Source organism: Pseudomonas sp. DWRC2-2, from assembly GCF_049897885.1.
Classification (GTDB): domain Bacteria; phylum Pseudomonadota; class Gammaproteobacteria; order Pseudomonadales; family Pseudomonadaceae; genus Aquipseudomonas; species Aquipseudomonas azotoformans_A.
This window is the reverse complement of sequence record NZ_JAFCXD010000003.1, coordinates 444,114-470,092: the sequence shown is the minus strand read 5'-3', so window position 1 is coordinate 470,092 and position 25,979 is coordinate 444,114. Positions and strand designations below refer to the sequence as shown.

The following is a 25,979-nucleotide window of genomic DNA, read 5'->3' as shown; positions in this document are numbered from 1 at the left end:
AGCTTGAAGCTCACAGCTTGAAGCTTGCAGCTGCCGTTAAGCCTGACTGAACTGCGAAGCCAATTCGCGCAACAACACCTCGGCATCCAGCACTTTGCCCACCACTTCCTCAGCCTTGTCCCGCGTCAGCCCCAGACGCTCAAGCAGCGCATCCGGAATTGCTTCATCCGGCCCGGAGCCAATCCCACGGCTGCGCAACAAGCGCACCGCCAGGCACACCAGGTTTGGATACTCCGCGTACTGACCATCGTAGGTCGGATCATGCTGGAAGCGCAGCGCGGTGGATAACTCATCCGGCATGTCCCAGTAGCGCATCAGCCAAGCACCGATCTGCTCGCGGCTGATACCCAGCAAGTGTTGCTCGACATAGCTGTGGCACAGGTGCGGGTTGACCTCCAGGTGACGGCAGATCAGCGAAAAGTGCGGCGGGAACACGTGAGCCAGCAGCAGGTAACCGAAGTTGTGCAGCAGACCGGCGAGGTAGGTCAGGCCGGCTTCCGGGCGCTGGGCGCGCGGCATGGCGCGGGTCAGGCCTTCGATCACGGCGGCGGTGTAGATCGACTGGTGCCAGTACGGCGTGGACTGGTGCGGGTGGTCCTTGGGCAGGCTCAAGGTCTTGCCCAGGGCCAGGCCCAGCGCCAGGTTGATCACCAGGTCGAAGCCCAGCACGCGCACGATGGCGTCTTCCACGGAGCGGATCTTGCCCGGCGATGCGTAGTAGGGCGACGCGGCCCAGCTCACGACTTGCGCAGCCAGGGCGGGATCGGTTTCGACGACGCCGGTGATGTCATCGATGGTGGCGTTGGGGTCGACGCGCAGCTTGATGATCTTCTGCGCCGTGTCGGCCAGCGGAGGAATCTCGATGGTCGCTTCCAGGCGTTGCTGGATACGGCGGGCGGTGAATGCCTGCATCGCCTGGGTGATTTCCTCGCGGTCATCATTGGGGCGGTCGAGGTTGGGGCGGATGTTGCTCAACGGCTCGCCGAAGTGGCCGGCGCTGGCCTTGGTGAGCATCGTCTTGAAGGCGTCGCTGGAGATCTCCAGCAACAGACCTGCTTCACCCGAATGCACCAGCAGGCTCGGCTCGTTGAGCAGGCTGCCTTCATACAGGCATGGGGAACTGGTGAGCGGCGGCAGGCCCGGCAGCAGGCTGAGTTCGTGCTTGCCCAGCATGCGTTCGACGCGGTCCGGTGACACCGCCGTGAGGCGGCGACCGGTAAGTTCGGCGAGGCGGTTGAGGTCGAGCAACTGGTTCTGCGGGAACAGCACCATCAGTGCGCCCACCGCGTCTTCCAACAGCACGGCCTGGACCTTTCGCGCAGGATTCAGGCCCGGTAGGTCGGTGACTTCCGTGTAGGGGATGGCGAGTTTTGCGAGCAGAGCCCGAATGACCGGCGGGGCGGTCAGTGGGGCTGTGGCGAGGGCAACTTCTGACATGGCCTGATCCAATTTCTTACAGTCCACGAAGTATAACCAGCTTGATACAACTGTTGGTCGACTAAGTGAGTCAGGCGTCACACTTGGCCGTATTGCTGCCCATGGCGTAGCCAGCGATCCAGCAACGGGCTGACATGATCCGGCCAACGTTCGAGCAACGCTTGCGCCGCATCGCGCACGGCCGGCAGCAGGTCAGCGTCGCGCATCAGGTCGGCGACCTTGAATTGCAGCAGGCCGGTCTGGCGCGTACCGAGCATTTCGCCGGGGCCACGCAGCTCCAGGTCTTTTTCGGCGATGACAAACCCGTCGTTGGTTTCGCGCATGATGCCCAGGCGTTGGCGGCCGATCTGCGACAGCGGCGGGTGGTAGAGCAGCACACAATGGCTGGCGGCGCTGCCCCGGCCGACCCGGCCGCGCAACTGGTGCAGTTGCGCCAGGCCCAGGCGCTCGGGGTTCTCGATAATCATCAAGCTGGCGTTGGGTACGTCCACACCGACCTCGATCACCGTGGTTGCCACCAACAGTTGCAGGTTGCCGGCTTTGAATTCGGCCATCACGGCGGCTTTTTCTGCGGGCTTCATGCGGCCATGGATCAGTCCGACCTTAAGCTCGCCCAGAGCACTGGTGAGGTCTTCAAAAGTAGTCTCGGCGGCCTGGCACGTCAGCTCTTCGGACTCTTCAATCAGCGTGCACACCCAGTACGCCTGGCGCCCTTCGGCGCAGGCGCCGCGTACGCGCTCGATCACTTCGACACGTCGGGTGTCGGTGACCAGCACGGTGTTGACCGGTGTCCGGCCGGGTGGCAGTTCGTCGAGGATCGAGGTGTCGAGGTCGGCGTAGGCGCTCATCGCCAGGGTGCGCGGGATCGGCGTGGCGGTCATGATCAACTGGTGCGGGTTCATGCGTCCACCCACGCCTTTCTGGCGCAGGGCCAGGCGCTGTTGCACGCCGAAGCGGTGCTGTTCGTCGATGATCACCAGGGCCAAATTCTTGAATTGCACTTCATCCTGAAACAGCGCGTGGGTGCCCACTACCATGGGAGCGCCGCCGGCAATCTGTTCGAGTGCCGCTGCGCGCACCTTGCCCTTGAGCTTACCGGCCAGCCACGCCACTTCCAGGCCCAGCGGTTCGAGCCAGCGCTTGAAGGTGATGAAGTGCTGCTCGGCAAGAATCTCGGTGGGCGCCATCAACGCCACCTGGTAACCGGCTTCCAATGCTTGCAGGGCGGCGAGGGCGGCGACCACGGTCTTGCCCGCGCCCACATCGCCTTGGATCAGGCGCAGCATGGGTTCCTGTTGGCTTAAGTCGTAGGCGATTTCGTTGCCGACGCGTTGCTGGGCACCGGTCGGCGTAAAGCCCAGGTTGGCCAGGTACTGCGCAGGCAAACGCGTGGCCTTGGGCATGGCCGGTGCGCGCAGGGAGCGCATGCTCTCGCGCAGGCGTTGCTGGGACAGTTGGTGGGTCAGCAGTTCTTCAAACGCCAGGCGATGCTGGGCCCAGTGATGACCCAGTGCCAGCTCGTCGACATCGGCATCTGCGGGCGGGTGATGCAAGTAGCGAATCGCGTCGTCCAGCGACGCCAGCTGATAGTCGCGGGCCAGCTCCAGCGGCAGCCAGTCGGGCAGGCTTTTCGGGCCGAGCATCGTCAGCGTCTGCATGCACAGCTGGCGCAGGCGTTGCTGGGTCAGGCCTTCGGTGAGCGGGTAGATCGGTGTGAGCGTGGTGTCGACTGGCGGCGGTTCATCGCCGGTGATTGCGCGGTATTCCGGGTGATAAATCTCAAGACCCGACGCGCCGGGCCGCGCTTCGCCGTAGCAGCGCACGCGAGTGCCGCGCTTGAGCCCTTCTTTCTGCGCGTTGCTGAAATGGTAGAAGCGCAGGCTCAGGCCACCGGTGCCGTCCTGCAGACGCACCACCAGGCTGCGACGCTTGCCCATCACCACATCAGCGCCGCTGACGGTGCCTTCGACCACCGCATCTTGCCCAGGGCGCAACTGGCCGATGGGCACCACGCGGGTGCGGTCCTGATAGCGCAGGGGCAGGTGGAACAACACATCCTGGAGGTTTTCCAGGCCGACCTTGGCCAACTTCTCGGCCATGGCTTCACCGACACCCTTGAGTGCCGTCACCGACACCTGCGACAGCTCAGTCATACCGTTGCTTAGCTCGCAGCCGTCGGCTTGGCCACCGAGCACAGGCGGATCGAATCGGCCAGAATCTCAATGGCTTTGGGCCGTGGGAAGCTGGCGCGCCAGGCGATCGCCACGGTGCGGAATGGTACTGGCGGTGTCAGTGGGCGCACTTCGATCACGCCAGGGGCGTAGTGATGGCTGTCCACTGCCGACAGCGGCAGGATCGAAATACCCAGGCCGGACGCGACCATGTGGCGAATGGTTTCCAAGGAACTGGATTCCACGGTGGTGTGCTTGGCGCCGTCGTTGCCCTTGGTCAGGGTCGGGCAGGCTTCCAGAACCTGGTCGCGGAAGCAGTGGCCTTCGCCGAGCAGCAACAGGCTCTTGTCGTTGAGCAGGCCGGCGTCGATGGTGTCTTTTTGCGTCCACGGGTGGGAAGCGGGCATCAGCACGTAGAACGGCTCGTCGTACAGCGGCAGTGTCAGCACGTCCGCCTCGTTGAACGGCAGGGCGATGATGATCGCGTCCAGCTCACCGTTGCGCAGTTTGTCGCGCAGCACGTGGGTGAAGTTTTCTTCGATATACAGCGGCATCTGCGGCGCGACGCGGTGCAGTTGCGGGATCAGATGCGGGAACAGGTAAGGGCCGACGGTGTAGATGGCGCCCACTTTCAGCGGTGCAGTCAGCTGGTTCTTGCCGGCCTGGGCCAGTTCGCGAATGCTCTGCGCTTGCTCCAGCACCTTCTGGGCCTGGGCCACAATGCCTTCGCCCACAGGCGTCAGGCGCACGGCGCTCTTGCTGCGCTCGAAAATCAGCACACCGAGTTCGTCTTCAAGCTTTTTCACGCCCACCGACAGCGTCGGCTGGCTGACATGGCAACGCTCGGCCGCGTGGCCGAAGTGCTGCTCTTGGGCGAGGGTAACGATGTAGCGTAATTCTGTAAGAGTCATAGCGGGCGTCCATGAGGTTGCGGGCCAAGCATACCGGCTGCAATCGATAGACGCACGTTATCAGAACTTTGCTGGGGATTGAGCGGGGAGTTCTGCAGATTTTGCTGAAGGTGGTGAGGGTTGCCCCTCACCACCATCATTTTCAGCGACGACGCTTCTCGATGTTGTACACGAACGGTGCAACGATCTCGATGCTGCCGCCTTTGAGCATGTCCGCCGGCGGCTTGGGCAGCGGCTGGGCACGACGGATCATGTCCAGGGTGGCGCGGTCCAGGTCGGCGTTGCCGGAGCGGCCCACCAACTCGTAGGACAGCACGTTGCCTTCGGCATCCACCACGAACTTCAGGCGGTTCAAACCTTCCTTGCCACGGGCCTGGGCGCCTGGCGGGTATTTCTTGTACTTCTGCAGGTGCGCCAGCAGGGTGCCTTCCCAGGAAGCCTTCGCTGCGATCTGCTGCGGAGACGGGCCTGGAACAGGCTGGGCCGATTTTTCAGCCGGTGCCTGGGTCGGCGGAGCGTCGCTCGGCGGATCCTCGGAGGGTTTCTCCTTGGGCGGCTCGATCTTCTTCTCCACCGGTTTTGGCGGCTGCGGTTTAGGCTTGGGCTTGACCGGCTTGGGCACCTGGATCGTTGGCTTGGGCGCCTCGGCCAGTTTCGGCAGGGGCAGCTCTTCCACCGGTGCAGGCGGTTGCGGCGGCGTTACCACCTTGGGCGGCGCTGGCGGCGGCGGGGCTGGCATCGGTGCCAGGTCGATGACCATGGCAGCCGGTGGCAGCTGCACCGTGCGCGGCGCGGACCAATGTAGCGCGATAGCGATCGCGACGGCATGCACGCCCAGTACGACGGCGAGGCTGGTGCCATAACGCGTCAGTTTGTGGCGCGTCGTGATCATTTCTTGGCTGCCGTCTCAAGTCCGACCAGGCCGACCTTGAGGTAGCCGGCTGCCCGCAGGGCATCCATCACGCTCATCAGGTCGCCGTAGTCCACGCCCTTGTCAGCCTGGAAGAAGATCGTCGTGTCTTTCTTGCCTTGGGTCTTGGCGTCGAGCACCGGCCCCAGGGTTTCAGCTTTGACTTCTTCTTCGCCCAGGAACAGGCGTTGGTCCGCCTTGACGCTGAGGAAGATCGGTTTCTCTGGCCGTGGCGCAGGTTTTGCGCTGGACGCGGGCAGGTCAACCTTGATGTCCACGGTCGCCAACGGTGCCGCCACCATGAAGATGATCAGCAGCACCAGCATCACGTCGATAAACGGCGTGACGTTGATTTCGTGGTTCTCGACGAGTTCGTCGTCGCCTTGATTCAAATGCAGGCCCATGGCCGATTACCCCACTTTCACCATGTGCGGTTGCGAGCTGCGCTCGGTAGGCAGGTGATCGAGGTCGCGACTGACCAGCAGCAGGACTTCTGCCGACGCGTCCGAAACCTGGGCCTTGTAGCCGGCAATCGAACGGGCGAAGACGTTGTAGATCACCACCGCAGGAATCGCGGCAACCAGGCCCAGGGCGGTCGCCAGCAGGGCTTCGGCGATGCCAGGGGCAACGACGGCAAGGTTGGTGGTCTGGGTTTTGGCGATGCCGATGAAGCTGTTCATGATGCCCCACACGGTACCGAACAGGCCGACGAACGGCGCGGTGGAACCGATGGTTGCCAGCACGCCGGTGCCGCTGCTCATGTTACGACCGCAGGCCGCCACCAGGCGCTCCAGGCGGAAGGCAACACGTTCCTTGATGCCTTCTTTTTCGCGGGTGTTGGCGGACAGGCGCATTTCTTCCAGCGCGTCGTGCACCAGGGTATTGGCCAGGGTGCCCTTCTTGGTCGCGCTTTCGCTGGCTTCCTTGAGGGTGGTGGCCTTTTTCAGGTGGACGATTTCAGTGCGCAGACGACGTTTGGCACCCAGCAGCTCGAAGCCCTTGGCGATCCAGATGGTCCAGGTGATGATCGAGGCGATGGCCAGGCCGATCATCACGGCTTTCACCACCACGTCAGCATTCTGGTACATGCCCCACGGCGACAGGTCATGGGCCATGCCCAGGGTGTTGTCTTCTTCCAGCACCACACCGGTGTCGTCGGCGGCTGGGTCAGCTGCCAGTGCCGGGTCGGCGGCGGCGGGCGCTGCGGCCGGTGCCGCGGCGTTTTGCTCGGCGGCAGCCGGGGTAGCGGGTGCGGTGGCATCAGCGAATGCGGCGGTCGGTGCCAGCAGTACGCTGAACAGCAGCGCAGCAATCGCGCGCCAGGCGCGGGACGGGCTGTGAAGCTTGGTTGGCGAAGCGGGGGTTGTATTACGTGTCATGCTGGCCGGACCTGAGAGAAAAAAATGAGTGATCGTCCTTCCAGACCCAGAGGGTCGAGGACAAATGGGCGGTTATTATTGCAAGTAATTCTTGTTAACAGAAGTAATACAGTAACTTTATTTGTGCTTTTTCTGGCCGTCTGTCATCTGCGAAGGCTAACCTAGACCTTTCAGTACGGAGTTTTGTGATGTCTGCGCCTTCTGTTGTGATTGCCGGATGTGGCGATGTGGGGAGCCGGCTTGCCAGACAGTTGCTCGCCTCGGAATGGGAGGTCCATGGCCTGCGCCGCGATATTTCGCGGCTGCCCGACGGGGTGATCGGCATCGCCGGCGACCTGTTCAACAAGGACTGCCCCGACACCTGGCCGATCGGCGGGGTGGATTACCTGGTGTACTGCGCCGCAGCGACAGACCACGACGAAGCCGGCTATCGCGCTGCTTATGTAGACGGGCTGAAACATGTGCTGGAGTGGCTGGGCGACTACGGCCAAGAGCCGAAGCACCTGCTGTTTGTGTCCAGCAGCAGCGTTTACGGGCAGCAGAATGGCGAGTGGGTCGACGAAACGTCGGAGACGCAGGCGAAGGGATATTCCGGGCAAGTCATGCTCGAGGCTGAGCAAGTTGCGCTCAACAGCGGTATTCCGGCGAGCATCGTGCGTCTGACGGGTATCTATGGGCCGGGCCGCGAATGGCTGTTGACCCAGGTTCGCCAAGGTTACCGCGTGGCAATCGACCCGCCTTTATACGGCAACCGCATTCACGCGGAAGACGCAGCGGGTTTGCTGGCGTTTTTGTTGCGGCATGTGGAAAAGGGCGGTTCGCTGGACAAGGTCTACATCGGCGTCGACGATGCGCCTGCGCCGCTGGCTGAAGTGGTGGATTGGTTGCGTGAGTACCTGGGTGTGACTGAGTGGGCTGATGACGCGAGTGTGCGGCGTGCTGGCAGCAAGCAATGCAGCAATGCCCGTATCAAAGCGTTGGGTTGGGTGCCGACATACCCGACTTACCGCGAAGGTTATGCGGCGATCCTCGAAGGCCAGCGTTAAATGAAAAAGGAGCCCAAGGGCTCCTTTTTTATCACTGTTTTTCCAGCAGCCACTGGCGAGGCCCTGGCGTAAACGAAGGCACCTCATCCGCCTGCGCGGTATTGATCGCCTGGAAGATCTCCAGTTGCTTACCCTTGCGCACAAAAATCCACGGGTTGCCTTGGCCGTTCAGTTGCAGCCAGATGCTGTCGTAGCCTCCGCTCATGGACGCGCAATCGCCCGCCAGGCACAGCGAGTACTGATCGACATTCGGCAGGCCGGCGACCTTGCCGTTGGCCTGGAATTGCACGATGGCGCCGCTGCCGAAGCCGTCGAGGATCTTCCAGTCGCCCCCCATATAAGCGGCGTACAGTGCGCGCTCGAAGTTTGCGCCCAGTGGCGCGCCTTCCGGTGCGGGCTCTTTGGGGCGGGCGAACAGCTGCTCAGGCTCGTTGTCGTTGGCCACTTGCAGCAGTTGTTTGCCTTTGCGCTTGAGTTCGGTGGCGGAGCTGCCGTAGAAATCCACGCTCCAGGCGCCGGACTTTTCACCCAGCAACTTGCCTTCCGCTACTTCAAAACCGTTGTAGTAGCGTGCCTGTGAGGCCTTGGTATTGACCTCCCATTCGAGGTTCGGGCCAAAGCTCTGCAAGGCTTCACGCAAAGGGCCGCCCTTGGCCGCCGCATCGATGGCGACCTGGTTGATCCAGGTGCCGCTCACATCCCGGTCGGCAGGGTTGCTGGCGCAGCCGCCAAGCAACAGGGCGAGCAGTGATGAGGCTACAAGCGCTTTGCGCATCATGAAATCCTTTTAAAACGAAGTCGGCGCAGCCTATGGGGGCTGCGCCGGGTGTTTTACTCGATGACCAGAATCGCGTCCATCTCAACCTGCGCACCCTTTGGCAGGGCCGCAACGCCGATGGCGGCGCGGGCTGGGTACGGCTGTTCGAAGTACTTGCCCATGATCTCGTTGACCTTGGCGAAGTGGCTCAGGTCGGTGAGGAAGATGTTCAGCTTGACGATGTCTTTGAACGAGCCGCCGGCAGCCTCGGCCACCGACTTGAGGTTTTCGAAGACCTGCACGGTCTGTGCTTCGAAGCCTTCAACCAGTTCCATGGTCTTTGGGTCCAGTGGAATCTGGCCGGACATGTAGACGGTGTTGCCTGCCTTGATCGCCTGGGAGTAGGTGCCGATGGCGGCCGGGGCTTTATCGCTGGTGATAACAGTCTTGGTCATGAATGACTCCTTGTAATGTGGCTTAGGCGCGCATGCGAGTGATGCGGATCACACCCGTCAAGGCACGCAGTTTCTTGATCACGCGGGCCAGGTGCACGCGGTCGTGAACGCTGACCACCAGCTGGACCACGCTGATGCGACCATCGCGCTCGTCCATGCTGATCTTCTCGATATTGCCGTCGGCCGCGTTGACGCTGCTGGCGAGCAGGGCGATCAGGCCGCGCTGGTGTTCCAGCTCGACGCGCAGCTCGACGTTGAATTCGCCGGTGACATCCTTGGCCCACGAGAGCTGGATGCATTTTTCCGGGTTGTGGCGGATTTCGGTGATGTTGCGGCAGTTGTCCAGGTGCACCACCATGCCTTTGCCTGCCGACAAGTGGCCGACAATCGGGTCGCCCGGGATCGGCGTGCAGCACTTGGCGTAGCTGAGCACCAGGCCCTCGGTGCCACGAATCGCCAGCGGACCTTCCGGGCTTGGCAGCTGTTCGCCTTCGCCGAGCAGGCGGCGGGCGACCACGTAGGCCATGCGGTTGCCCAGGCCGATGTCTTCCAGCAGGTCTTCGATGGTTTCCTGGCGATATTCGTGGAGCATCGCTTGCACGCGCTCTGTAGGAATCTTGTCCAGGGCGCTGTCGAAACCGTTGAGCACCTTGTTCAGCAGGCGTTCGCCCAGGCTGATGGACTCGGAGCGGCGTTGCAGTTTCAGCGCGTGGCGGATGTGCGTGCGCGCCTTGCCGGTGACCACAAAGTTGAGCCATGCCGGATTCGGGCGTGCGCCCGGTGCGCTGACGATCTCGACCGTGGAGCCACTTTGCAGCGGTTCGGACAGCGGTGCGAGACGGCGATTGATCCGACAGGCGATGCAGCTGTTACCCACGTCGGTGTGCACGGCGTAGGCAAAATCGACCGCCGTGGAGCCTTTGGGCAGCTCCATGATTCGGCCTTTGGGCGTGAACACGTAGACCTCGTCCGGGAACAGGTCGATCTTCACGCTTTCGATGAATTCGAGGGAGTTGCCGGCACGTTGCTGCATTTCCAGCACGCCCTTGACCCACTGGCGGGCGCGGGCATGGGTGCCTTTTGGCTGTTCGTCGCCACTGGATTTGTACAGCCAATGGGCGGCGATGCCGTTGTTGGCCATCTCTTCCATTTCGCGGGTGCGGATCTGGATCTCGATCGGCACCCCGTGCATACCAAACAATGTGGTATGCAACGACTGATAGCCGTTGGCCTTGGGAATCGCGATGTAATCCTTGAAGCGCCCCGGTAGTGGTTTGTACAAATTATGTACAGCGCCCAGCACGCGGTAGCAGGTGTCCACCTTGTCGACGATGATCCGGAACGCATACACGTCCATGATCTCGTTGAAGGCCCGGCGCTTGCCACGCATCTTTTTATAGATGCCGTAGATGTGCTTCTGCCGGCCGCTGACCTCGCCTTCGATCTCGTCGATCGCCAGGCAATGACTCAGCGACTCTTCGATCTTGTTGACGATTTCCTTGCGGTTGCCCCGGGCGCGCTTGACCGCCTGGTAGATGCGCGCCGAACGCATCGGGTGCATGGCCTTGAAGCCGAGGTCTTCGAATTCGATACGAATGGCGTGCATGCCCAACCGGTTGGCGATGGGCGCGTAGATTTCCAGGGTTTCCTTGGCGATGCGCCGGCGCTTTTCACCGGACAGCACTTCCAGCGTGCGCATGTTGTGCAACCGGTCGGCCAGCTTGACCAGGATCACGCGGATATCGCGGGCCATGGCCATGGCCATCTTCTGGAAGTTTTCCGCCTGGGCTTCGGCCTTGGTCTCGAAGTTCATCTGGGTCAGTTTGCTGACCCCGTCGACCAGTTCGGCTACGGTTTCGCCAAATTGCGCGCTGAGCGCTTCCTTGGCGATGCCGGTGTCTTCGATCACGTCATGCAGCATCGCGGCCATCAGGCTCTGATGGTCCATGTGCATGTCGGCCAGAATATTAGCCACCGCAAGAGGATGGGTGACATACGCCTCGCCACTGCGGCGGCGCTGGCCGTCGTGGGCTTGTTCGGCGTAGAAATACGCTCGGCGGACCAGGTTGACCTGGTCGGGGCCGAGGTAGGCCGATAAGCGATCGGCGAGGGCGTCTATGCTCGGCAAAGTGTGAACTCCTGCCGTTGGCTGTGACCCCGCGCCGTGCTACGTCGACCAGGCATAGGCTTAGACGGCCTCGTTGGACTCGTCCTCGAACGCTGCAAACAGCGGTTCGTCTTCAACGATTTCGGCGTTGGCGATGAACTCGTAGCTCATCAGGCCTTCAGCGATTTCACGCAGGGCTACAACGGTAGGCTTGTCGTTTTCCCACTGGACCAGGGGCTCTTTGCCGCCAGTGGCCAATTGACGGGCACGCTTGGTAGAGAGCATGACCAGCTCAAAGCGGTTATCCACGTGTTCTAGGCAGTCTTCAACGGTTACGCGGGCCATGGTATTCCTCGGAGCGAATGCAAGATGCGCGCTGCCCGGTTGGGCGAGCGGACTAAACAGTTTAAAAAATCACCAGCGTTTAGGGAAGCGCTGATTTTTCGCAGGCCCTCGCAAAACCGCTACAAGTGCCAATGTAAAGCCCTTGCAGCGGTTTTGGGAAGAGCCAATCAACCGAGCAGTTCGGCCAGTAATTTACCGAAACGCTGTTGCTGGCGCTTTTGCTGGAGCTGATTGGTGCGGAAAATCGCCTTCAAATCGTCCAGTGCGTGGGCAAAATCGTCGTTGATGATCAGGTAGTCGTAGTCGACGTAGTGGCTCATTTCGCTGACGGCTTCACGCATGCGGCCTTCGATGATCTCGTCACTGTCCTGGCCACGGTTGGTCAGGCGCTGGTGCAAAGCTTCCAGCGAAGGCGGCAGGATGAAGATCGAGCGCGCCTGCGGCATCAGCTTGCGGACTTGCTCGGCGCCCTGCCAGTCGATTTCCAGGATCAGGTCGTGGCCTTCATCCAGGGTCTGCTGCAAGTGGCTTTGCGAGGTGCCGTAGAGGTTGCCGAACACTTCGGCACGCTCCAGGAAGTCGCCGTGTTCGATCATCTTGACGAACTCGGTGCGCTCGACGAAGTGATAGTGCTCGCCGTTCACCTCACCCGGACGCATGGCGCGGGTGGTGTGGGAGACCGAGATGCGGATCTGCTCGTCAGCGTCGGTCAGGGCCTTGACCAGGCTGCTTTTGCCCGCGCCCGAAGGGGCGGAAATGATGTACAGGGTGCCGGTGCTGTGGGTCATGGAGGTTGCCTTACTCAATATTCTGTACTTGTTCGCGCATCTGCTCGATCAACACTTTGAGGTTGACCGCAGCCGTGGTGCTGCGCGGGTCGAACGCCTTGGAGCCGAGTGTATTGGCTTCGCGGTTGAGTTCCTGCATCAGGAAGTCCAAACGCCGACCGGCGGCACCGCCGGACTTGAGCACGCGGCGTACTTCGAGGATGTGGGTGCTCAGGCGATCGAGTTCTTCGGCAACGTCGCTCTTCTGCGCGAGCAGGACCATTTCCTGTTCCAGGCGAGTCGGGTCGAGGTCGGCCTTCATGTCGGCGAAACGGTCGAGCACCTTCTGGCGCTGGGTGGCGAGCATCTGCGGCACCAGTTCACGCAGGGTGACCACGTCTTCTTCGATGGCGGTCAGGCGCTCGCTGATCAAGCGCGCCAGCTCGGCGCCCTCGCGCTCACGGCCGGCTTTAAGCTCCTTCAAGCCCTGGTTGAACAGGGCGAGGGCTTCGGTGTTGAGGGCTTGCGGGTCGGTAGCATCGGCCACCAGCACGCCGGGCCAGGCCAGCACTTCCAGCGGGTTGAGCGCGGCCGGCTGCTTGATCAGGCCGGCGATGGTTTCGGCGGCGGCGACCAGTTGCGCGGCGCGGTCGCGGTCAATCTGCAAGGCTTCGCCGGTGGTTTCTTCGGTAAACCGCAGGGTGCATTCCAGCTTGCCGCGGGAAATGCCCTGGCGCAGCGCTTCACGCACGGCGCCTTCGAGGTCGCGAAACGATTCCGGCAGGCGCAGGTGCGGCTCCAGGTAGCGGCTGTTGACCGAGCGCAATTCCCAGCTCAGGGTGCCTTGTGCGCCGGCTTTTTCGACGCGGGCGAAGGCGGTCATGCTGTGCACCATGGAGGTACCTCGCGTTGCAGCCCGCAAACACGGGCTGATGATTAAGAAGGCGCAGGATTGTAGCGCAGTGGGGCGGGCACGCCCAAACCCGAGCATTCGTAACCGGATTTTTTAGCAGTGCCCCGAATCGGCTCGCGGCTCTATAATGTTCGGCAGTTTTTCGTCCTCAGTACAGGTGTCTCCCTATGAAACGTCCAAGTGGTCGCGCTGCCGATCAGCTCCGCTCGATCCGCATCACCCGCAACTACACCAAACACGCCGAGGGTTCTGTACTGGTCGAGTTTGGCGATACCAAGGTCATCTGCACCGTCAGCGTCGAAAACGGCGTGCCGCGTTTCCTCAAAGGCCAGGGCCAGGGTTGGTTGACCGCCGAGTACGGCATGCTGCCGCGCGCCACCGGCGAGCGTAACCAGCGTGAAGCCAGCCGTGGCAAGCAGGGCGGCCGTACCCTGGAAATCCAGCGCCTGATCGGTCGCTCCCTGCGTGCAGCACTGGACATGTCCAAGCTGGGCGACGTGACCCTGTACGTCGACTGCGACGTGATCCAGGCCGACGGCGGTACCCGCACCGCGTCCATCACCGGCGCCATGGTGGCCCTGGTTGATGCACTCAAAGTGATCAAGAAGCGTGGCGGCCTGAAAGGCGGTGACCCGCTCAAGCAAATGATCGCTGCCGTATCGGTAGGCATGTACCAGGGCGAACCTGTGCTGGACCTGGACTACCTGGAAGACTCGGCTGCCGAGACCGACCTGAACGTGGTCATGACCAGCACCGGTGGTTTCATCGAAGTACAGGGCACCGCCGAAGGCGCGCCATTCCAGCCGGCAGACCTGAACGCCATGTTGGCCCTGGCCCAGAAAGGCATGACTGAAATCTTCGAGCTGCAGAACGCCGCCTTGGCTGACTGAGCCCGCCTCAAGGAGAAGCGCCATGAATGACAACCAAGAACTTGTGCCGATGCCTTCCTATGAAGTGCGGCAGGGGGCGATGTTGTGCCATCTCGCGGCGTTTCTCGGGTTTGTGTTCCCTTTCGGCAGTGTCGTGGGGCCGCTGATCCTGTGGCAGATGAAGAAAGAAAAGGACGCGTTCATTGATGATCAGGGCAAGGAAGCCTTGAATTTCCAGATCACCGTGGCCATCGCCTGGATAGCCTGCATCGTACTGGCGTTCACGATAGTTGGGTTTTTCCTGATGTTTGCCCTGGCGATCGCCACGATCGTGCTGACCATCATCGGCAGCATCAAGGCCAACAAAGGGATCGCCTATCGCTACCCGTTGACCTGGCGTGTGATCAAATAATGAGCGCCCACAAAAAAACCGACAGCGATGTCGGTTTTTTTGTGCCTGGAAAAAGACCTCAGATGGTCAGTGTCCAGTCGTAGTCCACGATCAGCGGCGCGTGCTGCGAGAAGCGTGGCTGGCGCGGCAGGCGTGCACTGCGCACGAACCGGCGCAGACCTGGAGTCAGCAACTGGTAGTCGAAACGCCAGCCCAGGTTGAGCATCTCAGCCTGTTCGTTGTCCGGCCACCAGCTGTACTGGTCGCCTTCGCGGCTGACTTCGCGCAGGGCATCCACATAGCCCATATTGCCGACAATCTCGTCCATCCAGGCGCGTTCCGGCGCCAGGAAACCCGGGGATTGCTGGCTGTCGCGCCAGTTCTTGATATCCAGCTTCTGTTGCGCCACGTACAGCGAGCCACAATAAATGTACTCGCGACGTTTGCGTCGCTGTTTATCCAGGTAACGGGCGAAATCGTCCATTAGCTTGAACTTCTGGTTCAAGTCTTCATCGCCGTTCTGCCCCGAAGGAAGCAGCAAGGTCGCGATGCTGACCTTATCGAAATCGGCTTGCAGGTAGCGCCCGTAGCGGTCGGCTGTCTCGAAGCCGAGGCCGCTGATGACCGCCTTGGGTTGCAACCGCGAATACAAAGCCACGCCACCTTGGGTGGGCACTTCGGCATCGCAGGCATAAAGGAAGTAGCCATCCAGTTGGAAGGCTGGGTCGTCCAGTTCAAAGGCGGAGGCGCGGGTATCCTGCAGGCAGATGACGTCGGCATTCTGGGCTTGCAGCCAACTGAGCAAACCACGCTCGACTGCAGCCTGAATACCATTAACGTTCACACTGATGATCCGCATAAATGGCCCCAAAAATCGCGTGCGTGTATGATACACGCCGTCTACCTAATTAGCTAAATCCGTGGTATCTGAGGCTTTTTTCATGCAGGCGTATCAACGCGATTTCATTCGTTTTGCCATCGATCGCGGCGTTTTGCGCTTCGGTGAGTTCACTTTGAAGTCCGGGCGCACCAGCCCGTACTTCTTCAATGCAGGCTTGTTCAACTCGGGTTCGGCCCTGGCCCAACTGGGTCGTTTTTACGCGGCAGCCATCGTTGAAAGCGGTATTTCCTTCGACGTGCTGTTCGGCCCAGCCTACAAGGGTATCCCCCTGGCGGCCGCGACGGCCGTGGCTCTGGCTGAACATCATGGCCAGGACCTGCCATGGTGCTTCAACCGCAAAGAAGCCAAGGCCCACGGCGAAGGCGGCAGCCTGGTCGGAGCTCCGCTCAAGGGCGACGTGCTGATCATCGACGACGTGATCACCGCTGGTACCGCGATTCGCGAAGTGATGCAGATCATCGCCTCCCAGGACGGTGCCAAGGCTGCCGGCGTGCTGATTGCGCTGAACCGCCAGGAACGTGGCAACGGTGAATTGTCGGCCATCCAGGAAGTGGAGCGCGATTTCGGCATTCCCGTGGTGAGCATCGTGTCGCTGAACCAGGTGCTGCAGTTCCTGGAAGATGATCCGCAGCTCAAGCAACACCTGCCGGCGGTGAAGGCGTATCGCGAGCAGTTCGGCGTCTGATTTCAGGGCTGCTGCGCAGCCCAGCGGGAGCAAGCTCCCTCGCCACAAATAAAAAGGCCCCGCTCAATCAGATTGAGCGGGGCCTTTTGTGTTTTGACGCTTAAGGACGCTTGCGGTTACTGATCAGCGTGCCCATGCCGGTATCCGTGAAGATCTCCAGCAATACCGCATTCGGTACCCTGCCATCAATGATCAACGAGCTGCCCACGCCGCCTTGCACCGCTTCCAGCGCGCAACGGATCTTCGGCAACATGCCGCCGTAGATGGTGCCGTCGGCGATCAACTCGTCCACTTGTTGCGTGGTCAAGCCGGTCAATACCTTGCCTTCCTTGTCCATCAGGCCGGCGATGTTGGTCAGCAGCATCAGCTTTTCAGCTTTCAGCGCTTCGGCCACCTTGCCGGCCACCAGGTCGGCGTTGATGTTGTAGGACTCGCCATTGGCGCCCACGCCGATCGGCGCGATCACCGGAATGAAGTCGCCTTTGACCAGCAGGTTCAGCAGGTCGGTGTTCACGCCAACCACTTCGCCCACTTGCCCGATATCGATGATTTCCGGTTGGGTCATTTCCGGCGTCTGACGGGTCACCGTCAGTTTTTTCGCGCGGATCAGCTCCGCGTCCTTGCCGGTCAGGCCGATGGCGCTGCCGCCGTGGCGGTTGATCAGGTTGACGATGTCCTTGTTGACCTGGCCGCCAAGGACCATCTCCACCACGTCCATGGTCTGCGCGTCAGTAACGCGCATCCCATCGATGAAGTGACTCTCGATCGACAAGCGCTTGAGCAGGTCGCCGATTTGCGGGCCGCCGCCGTGCACCACCACCGGGTTGATCCCCACGGCTTTCATCAACACGATGTCGCGGGCAAAGCCGGTTTTCAGCTCGTCGCTTTCCATGGCATTGCCGCCGTACTTGATCACCAGCGTCTTGCCGACATAGCGTCGGATGTAAGGCAACGCTTCGGACAGGACCTTGGCAGTGTTGGCAGCGGCTTCGCGTTCGAGGGTCATTCAGGGCTCCGGTAAAAAATCAGAACGGTAATTGGAGATCAGGGGCAACACGTTTCAACTGGGCGTGGAACACGTCCTTGATGCGCTGCAACTCAGCCTCGGTATCCGCCTCGAAACGCAGGACCAGCACCGGTGTGGTGTTGGACGCGCGAACCAGGCCCCAGCCTTTGGCGTAATCGACTCGCACACCATCAATGGTGGTCAGGTTGGCGCCTTCGCCCCATTGCGCATCGTGCAGTGCGTCAATGATGCTGAATTTGCTCTCCTCGGTCACATGGATATTGATCTCTGGCGTAGAAATATCGTTCGGGAAGGTCTGGAACAGCTCTTCAGCCGTGGATTTTTCCTTGCTGAGGATCTCCAGCAACCGCGCGGCGCTGTAAATACCGTCGTCAAAGCCGAACCAGCGCTCCTTGAAGAACACGTGGCCGCTCATTTCGCCGGCCAACAGCGCGCCGGTTTCCTTCATTTTCTTTTTGATCAACGAGTGACCGGTCTTCCACATTAGCGGGCGACCGCCATATTCCTTGATCAGTGGCGTGAGGCGGCGGGTGCACTTCACGTCGAAGATGATCTCGGCGTTGGCGTTGCGCGCCACCACATCGCGGGCAAACAGCATCAGCAGGCGATCAGGGAACACGATCTCGCCGGTCTCAGTCACCACGCCGACGCGGTCGCCGTCACCGTCAAAGGCCAAGCCGACGTCAGCCCCGGTTTCCTTGACCTTGGCGATCAGGTCCACCAGGTTTTCCGGCTTGCCTGGGTCTGGGTGGTGGTTGGGGAAGTTGCCGTCCACCTCACAGAACAACGGGATCACTTCACAGTTCAGGGCTTCGAGCAGCTGCGGGGCGATCACGCCAGCCGCGCCGTTGCCGCAATCCACCACCACTTTGAGGCGCCGCGCGAGCTTGACGTCACGGGTGATTTCATCAGAGTAGCGTTGCAGGATGTCGACTTGGGTGATGGTGCCCTTGCCGCTGGTCAGATCGTTGTTTTTCAGGCGGTCGTGCAAGGCCTGGATCTGTTCATTGGCCAGGGTGTCGCCAGCGATGACGATCTTGAAGCCGTTGTAGTCCGACGGGTTATGGCTGCCGGTCAGCATCACCCCGGACTTGCCGGCCAGGACGTTGGCGGCGTAGTACAGCGCCGGCGTCGGCACCAGGCCCACATCGCTGACATGGCAACCGCTGTCGGCCAGGCCCTGGATCAGTTGCTCCACCAACTCCGGGCCGGACAGGCGACCGTCACGGCCGACCGAAACGTTCGGCTCGTCCTGGGCCAGGCTCTGTGAGCCGATGGCACGGCCGATCCAATAGGCAGTTTCGGCAGTCAGGGTCTTGGGCACCACGCCACGGATGTCATAGGCGCGAAAGATGCTGTCGGGGAATGTCGGGGCTACGCGGGCTGCGGTACTCATCGCGGGGGGAAACTCCATCTGAAAGGGGCAAGGCTGGCCTTAATGTGGCTGACCGGCAGGCTCAAACTGAAGGGTATGACGGTGTTTTCGGCAGAGAGTTCGTGGTGCAAAAATGCCATCGGAGCGCTGGCTCCGTCTTGATGTCTGCGTAATGCCTTGATTTCTATGGAGAAATCTCGCTGATAAAATCCGCGCATTCTTCGTCCTGAAAAGCCCAGCGGTGGCGTCTGGCCGGGCAACGGCGCCCGGCCAGGTTCAGCTTAGTCAGTGACTGCCGGAATGCCCAAAACCGCCTGCGCCGCGTTGGGTTTCATCGAATTCTTCTACCAGTTCGAAGTGCGCCTGCACCACTGGCACCAGTACCAGTTGGGCAATACGCTCGCCGACGGCGATGTTGAAGGCGGTCTGGCCACGGTTCCAGCACGACACCATCAGTTCGCCCTGATAGTCCGAGTCGATCAGGCCGACCAGGTTGCCCAGCACGATGCCGTGTTTGTGGCCCAGCCCGGAGCGCGGCAGGATCAGCGCCGCCAGGCCAGGGTCGCCCACGTAGATCGACAGGCCGGTCGGAATCAGGAGGGTCTGGCCCGGCTCAAGGACGGTGTCTTCCTTGAGCATGGCGCGCAGGTCCAGGCCGGCGGAGCCTGGCGTGGCGTAGGCCGGCAGTGGGAATTCGTTGCCGATGCGTGGGTCGAGGATCTTGGCTTGCAAAGCGTGCATGGAAATTAAACCTGGTTCAGCCGTTGGGCGATAAAAGAGATCAGTTGGCGGGCAATCTTGCCCTTGCTGGTCTGGGCGAAAAGGGTGGCGTGCAGGTCGCGGTCGATCACGCTGCAGGCGTTTTCCTCGCTGTTGAAGCCGATGCTCGGGTTGGCGACATCGTTGGCAACGATCAGGTCGAGGTTTTTGTCTTTCAATTTGCGTGCGGCGTAGTCCAGCAAATGCTCGGTCTCGGCGGCGAAGCCGACGCTGAACGGACGGTCCGCACGGGTGGCAATGGTGGCCAGGATGTCTGGATTGCGCACCATTTGCAGGAGCAGGCCGTCGCCGCTTGTAGGGTCCTTCTTAAGCTTTTGCGGGGCGACCACTTCCGGGCGGTAGTCCGCAACCGCTGCCGAGGCGATGAACAGGTCGCACGGAATGGCCGCCTCACAGGCCGCCAGCATGTCGCGGGCGCTGACTACGTCGATTCGCGTGACCCGATCCGGGGTCGGCAAATGCACCGGGCCGGTGATCAGGGTAACGCGCGCGCCTGCCTCGACCGCCGCTTCAGCCAAAGCAAAGCCCATTTTTCCTGAGCTATGGTTGGTGATGTAGCGCACCGGGTCGATATTTTCCTGGGTCGGGCCGGCGGTGATCAGCACGTGCTTGCCGGTCAGGGCCAGGTGTTGGAAGCAGTCCGCCGCACAGAGTGCGAGGTCGGTGGCTTCAAGCATGCGGCCCATGCCGACGTCACCGCAGGCTTGGCTGCCGGACGCCGGGCCGAACACCTTGAGGCCACGGCTTTGCAGGAGCTGGGTGTTGGCCTGGGTGGCCGGGTCGCGCCACATGGCCTGGTTCATGGCCGGGGCGATGGCGACGGTGGCGTCGGTGGCCAGTACCAGGGTGGTCAGCAGGTCATCGGCGATGCCTTGGGCCAGGCGGGCGATCAGGTCGGCGGTGGCCGGGGCGATCAGTACCAGGTCGGCCCATTTGGCCAGCTCGATATGGCCCATGGCGGCTTCGGCTGCCGGGTCCAGCAGGTCCAGGTGAACCGGGTGGCCGGACAGCGCTTGCATGGTCAGCGGGGTGATGAACTCACTGCCACCGCGGGTCATGACCACGCGCACTTCGGCGCCTTGGTCCAGGAGCCTGCGAACCAGTTCTGCGCTCTTGTAGGCGGCAATGCCGCCGCCAACGCCGAGAACGATGCGTTTCCGATACAGACGCTGCATTGGTTTGCCTTTCCAGTTCAGTGATGCCAGTTCAGTGACGCCTGCGATGCCCCCTCCCCAGGGGAAATCACACGCAAAAAAGAGGGCCTACGATAACACAGCGTCCGTCAGGCAACAGCGACGCACATGCCATGGTGCATATGGAGAGGGAGGTGGGATGAGTATTCGCGATTGGCCGGTGGCAGAGCGGCCCCGGGAAAAGCTTTTGGAATGGGGCGCAGCGAGTCTGTCGGATGCCGAGTTGCTGGCGATCTTCCTGCGTACCGGGGTTTCCGGTCGCAGCGCGGTGGACCTGGCACGCCACCTATTGGCGCAATTTGGCGGTTTGCGCCCGTTGCTGGAGGCCAGTCAGGCGCTGTTCAGCCAGCAATTGGGGCTGGGGCCGGCAAAGTTCGCCCAGTTGCAGGCGGTGCTGGAAATGGCCCGGCGCCACATGGCCGAGCGCCTGCGCCAGGATTCGGTGCTGGAAAGCCCGGTGGCCGTGCGGGATTACCTCAAGGCACTGTTGCGCCATGAGCCGCATGAGACCTTCGGCTGCCTGTTTCTCGATTCAAAACACCGGGTGCTGGGTTTCGAGGCGCTGTCCCAGGGCACCATCGATACGGCGATGGTCTATCCCCGGCAAGTGGTCAAGCGTGCCCTGGCGTACAACGCAGCGGCTTTGATCCTGTGTCACAACCATCCTTCCGGCAGCCTTGAGCCGAGTGCGGCTGATCGAAAATTGACCAAGCTGCTGCAAAAAGCCTTGGAGGTGGTGGATGTGCGGGTGTTGGATCACATCATCGTGGGGGATGGCGATCCACTGTCGATGGCGGAGTATGGGTGGATGTAAGCCCGCCCCATGGGAGCGGGCCTGGTTGTCAGGGCTTGACGCTGACCTTTGAGAAATCCTGGCGCCCGAATGGGCTCACCTGGTAGCCCTCGACATTCTTGCGCGCCAGGGCAAACGCGGTCGGGTGCGCGAGCGGCAACCACAGTGCCTGTTGCTGGATCTGCGCCTGGGCCTGCTGGTAGAGCTTGCTGCGTACGCCTTGCTCGCTGGTGGTCTTGCCGGCGCTGATCAGCTTGTCCAGCGCCGGGTCGCAATAGCGGGCGAAGTTGGTGCCGGATTTCACCGCTGCGCAAGAGAACTGCGGGGTCAGGAAGTTATCCGGGTCGCCGTTGTCGCCGGCCCAGCCCATGAACAGCAGGTCGTGCTCGCCGGCCTTGGCGCGGCGGATCAGCTCGCCCCATTCGATCACGCGGATCTCGGCCTGGATGCCGACCTTGGCCAGGTCAGCCTGCAACAGCTGTGCGCCAAGGTTCGGGTTAGGGTTCAGCAGGCTGCCGGTGGGACGGGTCCAGATAGTGGTCTTGAAACCGTCCTTGAGCCCGGCGCGGTCCAGCAGTGCCTTGGCCTTGGCGAGGTCCTGTGGATAACCCGGCAGGTCCTTGGCGTAGCTCCAGGTGTTAGGCGGGTAGGGGCCGTTGGCGGCTTCGGCGGTGCCTTCAAATACGGCCTTGAGGTAGCTGCCTTTGTCGAACGCCAGGTTGATTGCCTGGCGCACTTCGGGCTTGTCCAGAGGCGGGTGCTGGCTGTTGATGGCCACGAAGGCGGTCATGAAGGCGGCGGTTTTCTCCACCTTGAGAGCTGGGTCTTTTTCGGCTTCACCCACATCCAGCGGCTTGGGAGATAGGGCGATCTGGCATTCGTCGCGATGCAGTTTTTGCAGGCGCACGTTGGCGTCCGGGGTGATGGCGAAGATCAAGTTATCCACAGCCGGTTTGCCGGCGAAGTAGTCCGGGTTGGCCTTGTAGCGCACCACGGCATCTTTCTGGAAACGACTGAAGATGAACGGCCCGGTACCGATCGGCTGGCTGTTGAGCTTCTCCGGCGTGCCGGCCTTGAGCAGTTTGTCGGCGTATTCCGCCGGGTAAATCGAGGCAAAACCCATGCTCAGGGCCGCGAGGAAGGTGGAGTCGGCGTGGTCCAGGGTGAAGCGCACGGTCAGCGGGTCGAGGGCGTCGATTTTCTTGACCAGCGTTGGCAGTTGCAGCGATTGCGCGTGGGGGAAGCCACTCTGGGCGATCTTGTGCCAGGGGTTGGCCGGGTCGAGCATGCGCTCGAAGCTGAAGCGCACGTCTTCGGCGGTCAGGGTACGGCTGGGGGTGAAGTATTCGGTGCGATGGAATTTCACGTCCGGGTGCAGCTTGAAGGTATAGGTCAGGCCATCCGGCGAGACTTCCCAGCTGTCCGCCAGGCTGGGCACCAGTTTGCCGCTGGCCGCGTCGTAGTCCACCAGGCGGTTCATCAGCACATCGGCCGAGGCGTTGGTGGTGGTCAGCGAGTTGTATTGCACCACATCGAAACCTTCGGGGCTGGCCTCGGTGCAGACGCTCAGGTTGCTGGCGGCAGAGGCCAGCGGCGCGATAAAAAGAGGGGCGAGCAATAGCGGTAGGGCAGCGAGACGCATGTTCGGTTTCCTTTGCAGATCGAAGGCCCATCTGCGAGTGCAGTCTGGAAAAGTCCTACCGTAGTGGTCTGATTGATAAATGACTAGCCCATTTTTGCCTGTGCTTTTGCGCCAAATGCTGTTTTGATGGCACCTCAGCGCGTTTTGCCGAGCACTTCATCCTGCGCGCGAGCGCTGTAAATCATTCTGTGCGACGAGCGGTCGGCTGTGACAGCGGCCCCTCCTGGCAACGGTTCAGGCGTCTGTCGCCGAGATTTACGCCAGTAAAAACACTCGGGCTGTTGTTGCACCTGGGTCTTTCTGGTATAAAGCAGCGCTCTTTTCTAGGGGCCCGGTTCCTTCGCTTGTAGGTGTAGCCGGTAAGACCCTAAAGAAACGCGGCGCCTGGCGCCAAATGACTGAGAGATTAAGCGGCCAACCCATGCCGGGTTGGGCATGTGGTTTTAGAGGGCTGAGGCATGTCGAGAGTCTGTCAAGTTACCGGTAAGGGTCCGGTGACTGGGAATAACATTTCCCACGCAAATAACAAAACCCGTCGTCGTTTCCTGCCGAACCTGCAGCATCACCGCTTCTGGGTTGAAGAAGAGAAACGTTTCGTCCGTCTGCGCGTATCTGCTAAAGGCATGCGCATCATCGACAAGCGTGGCATCACTGTCGTGCTGGCTGAATTGCGCCGCGCTGGCACAATCTAAGGAGCTATATCATGCGTGAATTGATTCGAATGATCTCTAGCGCCGGTACTGGTCACTTCTACACTACCGACAAGAACAAGCGTACTACCCCGGACAAGCTCGAAAAGAAAATGTTCGACCCGCGCGTTCGCAAGCACGTGATCTACAAAGAAGGCAAAATCAAGTAATTGATTTTCCTCCTTGTGAAAAAAAGCCCGTATCTCACGATCCGGGCTTTTTTTTGCCTGCGATTTGCCGGTCAGGCTTTCTGTTCAAACACCACGTAGATCTTGCGGCAGGGTTCCAGCACTTCCCAGGTGCCGCTGAACCCGGCGGGGATCACGAAACGGTCACCGGCGCGCAAGGTCTTGGCGTTGCCATCGGCATCACGCAGTACTGAAACACCCTGCACAATTTCGCAGTACTCATGTTCGGTGTAGTTGACCTTCCACTGCCCGACTTCACCTTCCCACACGCCCGCGCTCATCTGGCCGCAGGGGCTGTTGTAGTGGTTGTAGATCGTCTGCTCGGGATCACCCTTGAGGATTTTTTCGGCGGCGGGGCGGTAGCGCTCGGCGGCGGTCTTGGCTTGGCTGAAGTCGACGATGTCCTGGATGCTCATGTGCGTGTCCCGTCTGGCCTGCGGTTGGAGAGCCCAAAGTCTATGTTTATTAAATTGAACATCGCAAGGGCGTTTACCGGCGTTATGTCAAATATATTGAAACATCCCCGGCCGCTGGTTTAGGGTGGCAGCTGCCTTGCGCCGAACCATTGGCTGGCGGGCAAGAATTCTTTAAGGCTGCCGAGGGACATCCCCTGGCCCTTGTATTCAATAAGAGGAGGACACTCGCATGACCACCCTGACCCGTGCCGACTGGGAACAACGCGCCAAGGATCTGAAGATCGAAGGCCGCGCCTACATCAATGGCGAATACACCGCCGCCGTTTCCGGTGACACCTTCGAATGCATCAGCCCGGTCGACGGCCGTCTGCTGGCTACCGTTGCCAGCTGTGACGCCGCCGACGCCCAGCGCGCCGTCGAAAACGCCCGCGCCACCTTCAATTCCGGTGTGTGGTCGCGCCTGGCACCCGCCAAGCGTAAGTCCGCCATGCTGCGTTTCGCAGCCTTGCTCAAGGCCAATGCCGAAGAGCTGGCGCTGCTCGAAACCCTGGACATGGGCAAGCCGATCAGCGACTCCCTGAACATCGACGTACCCGGCGCAGCCAATGCCCTGAGCTGGAGCGGCGAGGCCATCGACAAGATCTACGACGAAGTCGCCGCCACTCCGCACGACCAGTTGGGCCTGGTGACCCGTGAGCCGGTTGGTGTGGTTGGCGCGATCGTGCCGTGGAACTTCCCACTGATGATGGCTTGCTGGAAGCTCGGCCCGGCGCTGTCCACCGGTAACTCGGTGATCCTCAAGCCGTCCGAAAAATCCCCGCTGACCGCCATCCGCATCGCGGCCCTGGCCGTTGAGGCCGGTATTCCAAAAGGCGTGTTCAACGTGCTGCCCGGCTACGGTCACACCGTCGGCAACGCGCTGGCGCTGCATATGGACGTCGACACCCTGGTGTTCACCGGTTCGACCAAAATCGCCAAGCAGCTGTTGATCCGCTCCGGCGAATCGAACATGAAGCGCGTCTGGCTGGAAGCGGGCGGCAAGAGCCCGAACATCGTGTTTGCCGATGCGCCCGACCTGCAAGCTGCTGCCGAATCCGCCGCTGGCGCCATTGCCTTCAACCAGGGCGAAGTCTGCACCGCCGGTTCGCGCCTGCTGGTAGAGCGTTCCATCAAGGACAAATTCCTGCCGCTGGTGATCGAAGCCCTCAAGGGCTGGAAACCTGGCAACCCACTGGATCCAGCTACCAACGTTGGCGCACTGGTGGACACCCAGCAGATGAACACCGTGCTGTCCTACATCGAAGCCGGCCATGCCGATGGCGCCAAGTTGGTCGCCGGTGGCAAGCGCACGCTGGAAGAAACCGGCGGCACTTATGTGGAGCCGACGATTTTCGACGGCGTGACCAACGCCATGAAGATCGCCAAGGAAGAGATCTTCGGCCCGGTCCTGTCGGTGATCACCTTCGACAGCGCCGAAGAAGCGGTTGCCATCGCCAATGACACCATCTACGGCCTGGCCGCAGCGGTGTGGACAGCCGATATTTCCAAGGCGCACCTCACCGCCAAAGCCCTGCGCGCCGGTAGCGTATGGGTCAACCAGTACGATGGCGGCGACATGACCGCGCCGTTCGGTGGCTTCAAGCAATCGGGCAACGGTCGCGACAAATCGCTGCACGCGTTCGACAAGTACACCGAGCTGAAGGCGACCTGGATCAAGCTCTAAGCCACACCGCAAGCCAAATGTGGGAGCGGGCTTGCTCGCGAATGCGGTATGACAGTCACGCATGTATTGACTGATACGCCGCTTTCGCGAGCAAGCCCGCTCCCACACT

The 25,979-nt window shown here is 61.3% G+C and carries 26 protein-coding genes and 1 pseudogene; 8 read left to right on the top strand and 19 right to left on the bottom strand.

Annotation, left to right across the window (positions count from 1 at the left end):
- Positions 1-36: 36 nt before the first annotated feature.
- From ACP7EW_RS17530 to exbB, 6 genes are all read right to left on the bottom strand, one after another.
- Complete coding sequence (locus ACP7EW_RS17530) at positions 37-1,437, bottom strand: aminoacyl-tRNA deacylase and HDOD domain-containing protein (RefSeq protein WP_426127086.1); 1,401 nt, start codon at positions 1,435-1,437, stop codon at positions 37-39.
- 77 nt (positions 1,438-1,514) lie between these two features.
- Positions 1,515-3,590: an ATP-dependent DNA helicase RecG gene (gene recG, locus ACP7EW_RS17525; protein ID WP_426218569.1), complete on the bottom strand. Its 2,076-nt coding sequence runs from the start codon at positions 3,588-3,590 to the stop codon at positions 1,515-1,517.
- Positions 3,591-3,598: 8 nt separating this feature from the next.
- On the bottom strand, positions 3,599-4,519 hold the full coding sequence (locus ACP7EW_RS17520) for a hydrogen peroxide-inducible genes activator (RefSeq protein WP_016975936.1): 921 nt from the start codon (positions 4,517-4,519) through the stop codon (positions 3,599-3,601).
- 142 nt (positions 4,520-4,661) lie between these two features.
- Positions 4,662-5,411, bottom strand: coding sequence for a TonB family protein (locus ACP7EW_RS17515; protein WP_016975935.1), 750 nt, complete (start codon positions 5,409-5,411; stop codon positions 4,662-4,664).
- The gene (gene exbD, locus ACP7EW_RS17510; protein WP_003195519.1) at positions 5,408-5,833 is read right to left on the bottom strand and encodes a TonB system transport protein ExbD; all 426 of its coding nucleotides are present in this window, start codon (positions 5,831-5,833) and stop codon (positions 5,408-5,410) included. Before exbD ends, ACP7EW_RS17515 begins: the two co-directional genes overlap by 4 nt.
- Positions 5,834-5,839: 6 nt before the next feature.
- Positions 5,840-6,808 carry a tonB-system energizer ExbB gene (gene exbB, locus ACP7EW_RS17505; RefSeq protein WP_033901123.1) on the bottom strand — a complete coding sequence of 323 codons (969 nt, stop codon included), beginning with the start codon at positions 6,806-6,808 and terminating at the stop codon, positions 5,840-5,842.
- A gap of 188 nt (positions 6,809-6,996) precedes the next feature.
- Between exbB and ACP7EW_RS17500 the strand changes: the two genes are divergently transcribed.
- Positions 6,997-7,854, top strand: coding sequence for an SDR family oxidoreductase (locus tag ACP7EW_RS17500; protein WP_426218566.1), 858 nt, complete (start codon positions 6,997-6,999; stop codon positions 7,852-7,854).
- A 31-nt stretch (positions 7,855-7,885) separates the two neighbouring features.
- Here ACP7EW_RS17500 and ACP7EW_RS17495 read toward each other — a convergent pair whose 3' ends face one another.
- From ACP7EW_RS17495 to ACP7EW_RS17470, 6 genes are all read right to left on the bottom strand, one after another.
- Complete coding sequence (locus tag ACP7EW_RS17495; RefSeq protein WP_016975932.1) at positions 7,886-8,629, bottom strand: hypothetical protein; 744 nt, start codon at positions 8,627-8,629, stop codon at positions 7,886-7,888.
- 56 nt (positions 8,630-8,685) lie between these two features.
- The gene (locus tag ACP7EW_RS17490) at positions 8,686-9,066 is read right to left on the bottom strand and encodes a RidA family protein (protein ID WP_003176922.1); all 381 of its coding nucleotides are present in this window, start codon (positions 9,064-9,066) and stop codon (positions 8,686-8,688) included.
- A 22-nt stretch (positions 9,067-9,088) separates the two neighbouring features.
- Complete coding sequence (spoT, locus tag ACP7EW_RS17485; RefSeq protein WP_016975931.1) at positions 9,089-11,194, bottom strand: bifunctional GTP diphosphokinase/guanosine-3',5'-bis pyrophosphate 3'-pyrophosphohydrolase; 2,106 nt, start codon at positions 11,192-11,194, stop codon at positions 9,089-9,091.
- A 60-nt stretch (positions 11,195-11,254) separates the two neighbouring features.
- Positions 11,255-11,518, bottom strand: a complete 264-nt coding sequence (rpoZ, locus tag ACP7EW_RS17480; protein WP_003176920.1) for a DNA-directed RNA polymerase subunit omega — start codon at positions 11,516-11,518, stop codon at positions 11,255-11,257.
- 167 nt (positions 11,519-11,685) lie between these two features.
- Complete coding sequence (gene gmk, locus ACP7EW_RS17475; protein WP_033901130.1) at positions 11,686-12,306, bottom strand: guanylate kinase; 621 nt, start codon at positions 12,304-12,306, stop codon at positions 11,686-11,688.
- A 10-nt stretch (positions 12,307-12,316) separates the two neighbouring features.
- A complete protein-coding gene (locus ACP7EW_RS17470) occupies positions 12,317-13,180 on the bottom strand; it encodes a YicC/YloC family endoribonuclease (protein WP_426218564.1) in 864 nt (287 codons plus the stop codon).
- 185 nt (positions 13,181-13,365) lie between these two features.
- On the opposite strand from ACP7EW_RS17470, the gene rph reads away from it, so the two are divergent.
- On the top strand, positions 13,366-14,088 hold the full coding sequence (gene rph / locus ACP7EW_RS17465) for a ribonuclease PH (RefSeq protein ID WP_003213280.1): 723 nt from the start codon (positions 13,366-13,368) through the stop codon (positions 14,086-14,088).
- A 22-nt stretch (positions 14,089-14,110) separates the two neighbouring features.
- Positions 14,111-14,479, top strand: coding sequence for a DUF4870 domain-containing protein (locus ACP7EW_RS17460; protein ID WP_033901131.1), 369 nt, complete (start codon positions 14,111-14,113; stop codon positions 14,477-14,479).
- A 58-nt stretch (positions 14,480-14,537) separates the two neighbouring features.
- Here ACP7EW_RS17460 and ACP7EW_RS17455 read toward each other — a convergent pair whose 3' ends face one another.
- Positions 14,538-15,317 carry an exodeoxyribonuclease III gene (locus tag ACP7EW_RS17455; protein ID WP_003195493.1) on the bottom strand — a complete coding sequence of 260 codons (780 nt, stop codon included), beginning with the start codon at positions 15,315-15,317 and terminating at the stop codon, positions 14,538-14,540.
- 82 nt (positions 15,318-15,399) lie between these two features.
- Here ACP7EW_RS17455 and pyrE point away from each other — a divergent pair, with 82 nt between their 5' ends.
- Positions 15,400-16,044: an orotate phosphoribosyltransferase gene (pyrE, locus tag ACP7EW_RS17450; RefSeq protein WP_010168197.1), complete on the top strand. Its 645-nt coding sequence runs from the start codon at positions 15,400-15,402 to the stop codon at positions 16,042-16,044.
- A 100-nt stretch (positions 16,045-16,144) separates the two neighbouring features.
- On the opposite strand, the gene argB is transcribed toward pyrE, so the two are convergent.
- From argB to coaBC, 4 genes and pseudogenes are all read right to left on the bottom strand, one after another.
- Complete coding sequence (gene argB / locus ACP7EW_RS17445) at positions 16,145-17,050, bottom strand: acetylglutamate kinase (RefSeq protein WP_016975925.1); 906 nt, start codon at positions 17,048-17,050, stop codon at positions 16,145-16,147.
- 19 nt (positions 17,051-17,069) lie between these two features.
- Positions 17,070-18,485: pseudogene (locus tag ACP7EW_RS17440) on the bottom strand (phosphomannomutase/phosphoglucomutase); the annotation flags it as partial.
- A 246-nt stretch (positions 18,486-18,731) separates the two neighbouring features.
- Positions 18,732-19,187: a dUTP diphosphatase gene (gene dut, locus ACP7EW_RS17435; RefSeq protein ID WP_010207501.1), complete on the bottom strand. Its 456-nt coding sequence runs from the start codon at positions 19,185-19,187 to the stop codon at positions 18,732-18,734.
- A 5-nt stretch (positions 19,188-19,192) separates the two neighbouring features.
- On the bottom strand, positions 19,193-20,401 hold the full coding sequence (coaBC, locus tag ACP7EW_RS17430) for a bifunctional phosphopantothenoylcysteine decarboxylase/phosphopantothenate--cysteine ligase CoaBC (RefSeq protein ID WP_061434599.1): 1,209 nt from the start codon (positions 20,399-20,401) through the stop codon (positions 19,193-19,195).
- Positions 20,402-20,558: 157 nt separating this feature from the next.
- Between coaBC and radC the strand changes: the two genes are divergently transcribed.
- Positions 20,559-21,233 carry a RadC family protein gene (gene radC / locus ACP7EW_RS17425; protein WP_033901951.1) on the top strand — a complete coding sequence of 225 codons (675 nt, stop codon included), beginning with the start codon at positions 20,559-20,561 and terminating at the stop codon, positions 21,231-21,233.
- 28 nt (positions 21,234-21,261) lie between these two features.
- Here radC and ACP7EW_RS17420 read toward each other — a convergent pair whose 3' ends face one another.
- Positions 21,262-22,854, bottom strand: a complete 1,593-nt coding sequence (locus ACP7EW_RS17420; protein ID WP_269132313.1) for an ABC transporter substrate-binding protein — start codon at positions 22,852-22,854, stop codon at positions 21,262-21,264.
- Positions 22,855-23,312: 458 nt separating this feature from the next.
- Between ACP7EW_RS17420 and rpmB the strand changes: the two genes are divergently transcribed.
- On the top strand, positions 23,313-23,546 hold the full coding sequence (rpmB, locus tag ACP7EW_RS17415; protein WP_010207494.1) for a 50S ribosomal protein L28: 234 nt from the start codon (positions 23,313-23,315) through the stop codon (positions 23,544-23,546).
- A gap of 11 nt (positions 23,547-23,557) precedes the next feature.
- Positions 23,558-23,713 carry a 50S ribosomal protein L33 gene (gene rpmG / locus ACP7EW_RS17410; RefSeq protein ID WP_003176906.1) on the top strand — a complete coding sequence of 52 codons (156 nt, stop codon included), beginning with the start codon at positions 23,558-23,560 and terminating at the stop codon, positions 23,711-23,713.
- A gap of 71 nt (positions 23,714-23,784) precedes the next feature.
- Here the strand turns inward: rpmG and ACP7EW_RS17405 are convergent, their stop codons facing one another.
- Positions 23,785-24,147, bottom strand: a complete 363-nt coding sequence (locus ACP7EW_RS17405) for a cupin domain-containing protein (RefSeq protein ID WP_016975921.1) — start codon at positions 24,145-24,147, stop codon at positions 23,785-23,787.
- Between the two features lie 229 nt (positions 24,148-24,376).
- On the opposite strand from ACP7EW_RS17405, the gene ACP7EW_RS17400 reads away from it, so the two are divergent.
- Positions 24,377-25,870 (top strand): aldehyde dehydrogenase, encoded by a 1,494-nt coding sequence (locus ACP7EW_RS17400; RefSeq protein WP_010207491.1) that lies wholly within the window; start codon positions 24,377-24,379, stop codon positions 25,868-25,870.
- Positions 25,871-25,979: the final 109 nt, after the last annotated feature.

What these genes read in the sequence shown, in the direction of transcription:
- ACP7EW_RS17405 (WP_016975921.1), bottom strand. Translation starts at nt 24,147, where the DNA reads ATGAGCATCCAGGACATCGTCGACTTCAGCCAAGCCAAGACCGCCGCC.
- exbD (WP_003195519.1), bottom strand. Translation starts at nt 5,833, where the DNA reads ATGGGCCTGCATTTGAATCAAGGCGACGACGAACTCGTCGAGAACCAC.
- rpoZ (WP_003176920.1), bottom strand. Translation starts at nt 11,518, where the DNA reads ATGGCCCGCGTAACCGTTGAAGACTGCCTAGAACACGTGGATAACCGC.
- radC (WP_033901951.1), top strand. Translation starts at nt 20,559, where the DNA reads ATGAGTATTCGCGATTGGCCGGTGGCAGAGCGGCCCCGGGAAAAGCTT.
- ACP7EW_RS17495 (WP_016975932.1), bottom strand. Translation starts at nt 8,629, where the DNA reads ATGCGCAAAGCGCTTGTAGCCTCATCACTGCTCGCCCTGTTGCTTGGC.
- recG (WP_426218569.1), bottom strand. Translation starts at nt 3,590, where the DNA reads ATGACTGAGCTGTCGCAGGTGTCGGTGACGGCACTCAAGGGTGTCGGT.
- rph (WP_003213280.1), top strand. Translation starts at nt 13,366, where the DNA reads ATGAAACGTCCAAGTGGTCGCGCTGCCGATCAGCTCCGCTCGATCCGC.
- pyrE (WP_010168197.1), top strand. Translation starts at nt 15,400, where the DNA reads ATGCAGGCGTATCAACGCGATTTCATTCGTTTTGCCATCGATCGCGGC.
- ACP7EW_RS17460 (WP_033901131.1), top strand. Translation starts at nt 14,111, where the DNA reads ATGAATGACAACCAAGAACTTGTGCCGATGCCTTCCTATGAAGTGCGG.
- gmk (WP_033901130.1), bottom strand. Translation starts at nt 12,306, where the DNA reads ATGACCCACAGCACCGGCACCCTGTACATCATTTCCGCCCCTTCGGGC.
- ACP7EW_RS17520 (WP_016975936.1), bottom strand. Translation starts at nt 4,519, where the DNA reads ATGACTCTTACAGAATTACGCTACATCGTTACCCTCGCCCAAGAGCAG.
- ACP7EW_RS17455 (WP_003195493.1), bottom strand. Translation starts at nt 15,317, where the DNA reads ATGCGGATCATCAGTGTGAACGTTAATGGTATTCAGGCTGCAGTCGAG.
- ACP7EW_RS17515 (WP_016975935.1), bottom strand. Translation starts at nt 5,411, where the DNA reads ATGATCACGACGCGCCACAAACTGACGCGTTATGGCACCAGCCTCGCC.
- ACP7EW_RS17470 (WP_426218564.1), bottom strand. Translation starts at nt 13,180, where the DNA reads ATGGTGCACAGCATGACCGCCTTCGCCCGCGTCGAAAAAGCCGGCGCA.
- ACP7EW_RS17500 (WP_426218566.1), top strand. Translation starts at nt 6,997, where the DNA reads ATGTCTGCGCCTTCTGTTGTGATTGCCGGATGTGGCGATGTGGGGAGC.
- ACP7EW_RS17490 (WP_003176922.1), bottom strand. Translation starts at nt 9,066, where the DNA reads ATGACCAAGACTGTTATCACCAGCGATAAAGCCCCGGCCGCCATCGGC.
- rpmG (WP_003176906.1), top strand. Translation starts at nt 23,558, where the DNA reads ATGCGTGAATTGATTCGAATGATCTCTAGCGCCGGTACTGGTCACTTC.
- rpmB (WP_010207494.1), top strand. Translation starts at nt 23,313, where the DNA reads ATGTCGAGAGTCTGTCAAGTTACCGGTAAGGGTCCGGTGACTGGGAAT.
- ACP7EW_RS17530 (WP_426127086.1), bottom strand. Translation starts at nt 1,437, where the DNA reads ATGTCAGAAGTTGCCCTCGCCACAGCCCCACTGACCGCCCCGCCGGTC.
- coaBC (WP_061434599.1), bottom strand. Translation starts at nt 20,401, where the DNA reads ATGCAGCGTCTGTATCGGAAACGCATCGTTCTCGGCGTTGGCGGCGGC.
- dut (WP_010207501.1), bottom strand. Translation starts at nt 19,187, where the DNA reads ATGCACGCTTTGCAAGCCAAGATCCTCGACCCACGCATCGGCAACGAA.
- ACP7EW_RS17400 (WP_010207491.1), top strand. Translation starts at nt 24,377, where the DNA reads ATGACCACCCTGACCCGTGCCGACTGGGAACAACGCGCCAAGGATCTG.
- exbB (WP_033901123.1), bottom strand. Translation starts at nt 6,808, where the DNA reads ATGACACGTAATACAACCCCCGCTTCGCCAACCAAGCTTCACAGCCCG.
- argB (WP_016975925.1), bottom strand. Translation starts at nt 17,050, where the DNA reads ATGACCCTCGAACGCGAAGCCGCTGCCAACACTGCCAAGGTCCTGTCC.
- ACP7EW_RS17420 (WP_269132313.1), bottom strand. Translation starts at nt 22,854, where the DNA reads ATGCGTCTCGCTGCCCTACCGCTATTGCTCGCCCCTCTTTTTATCGCG.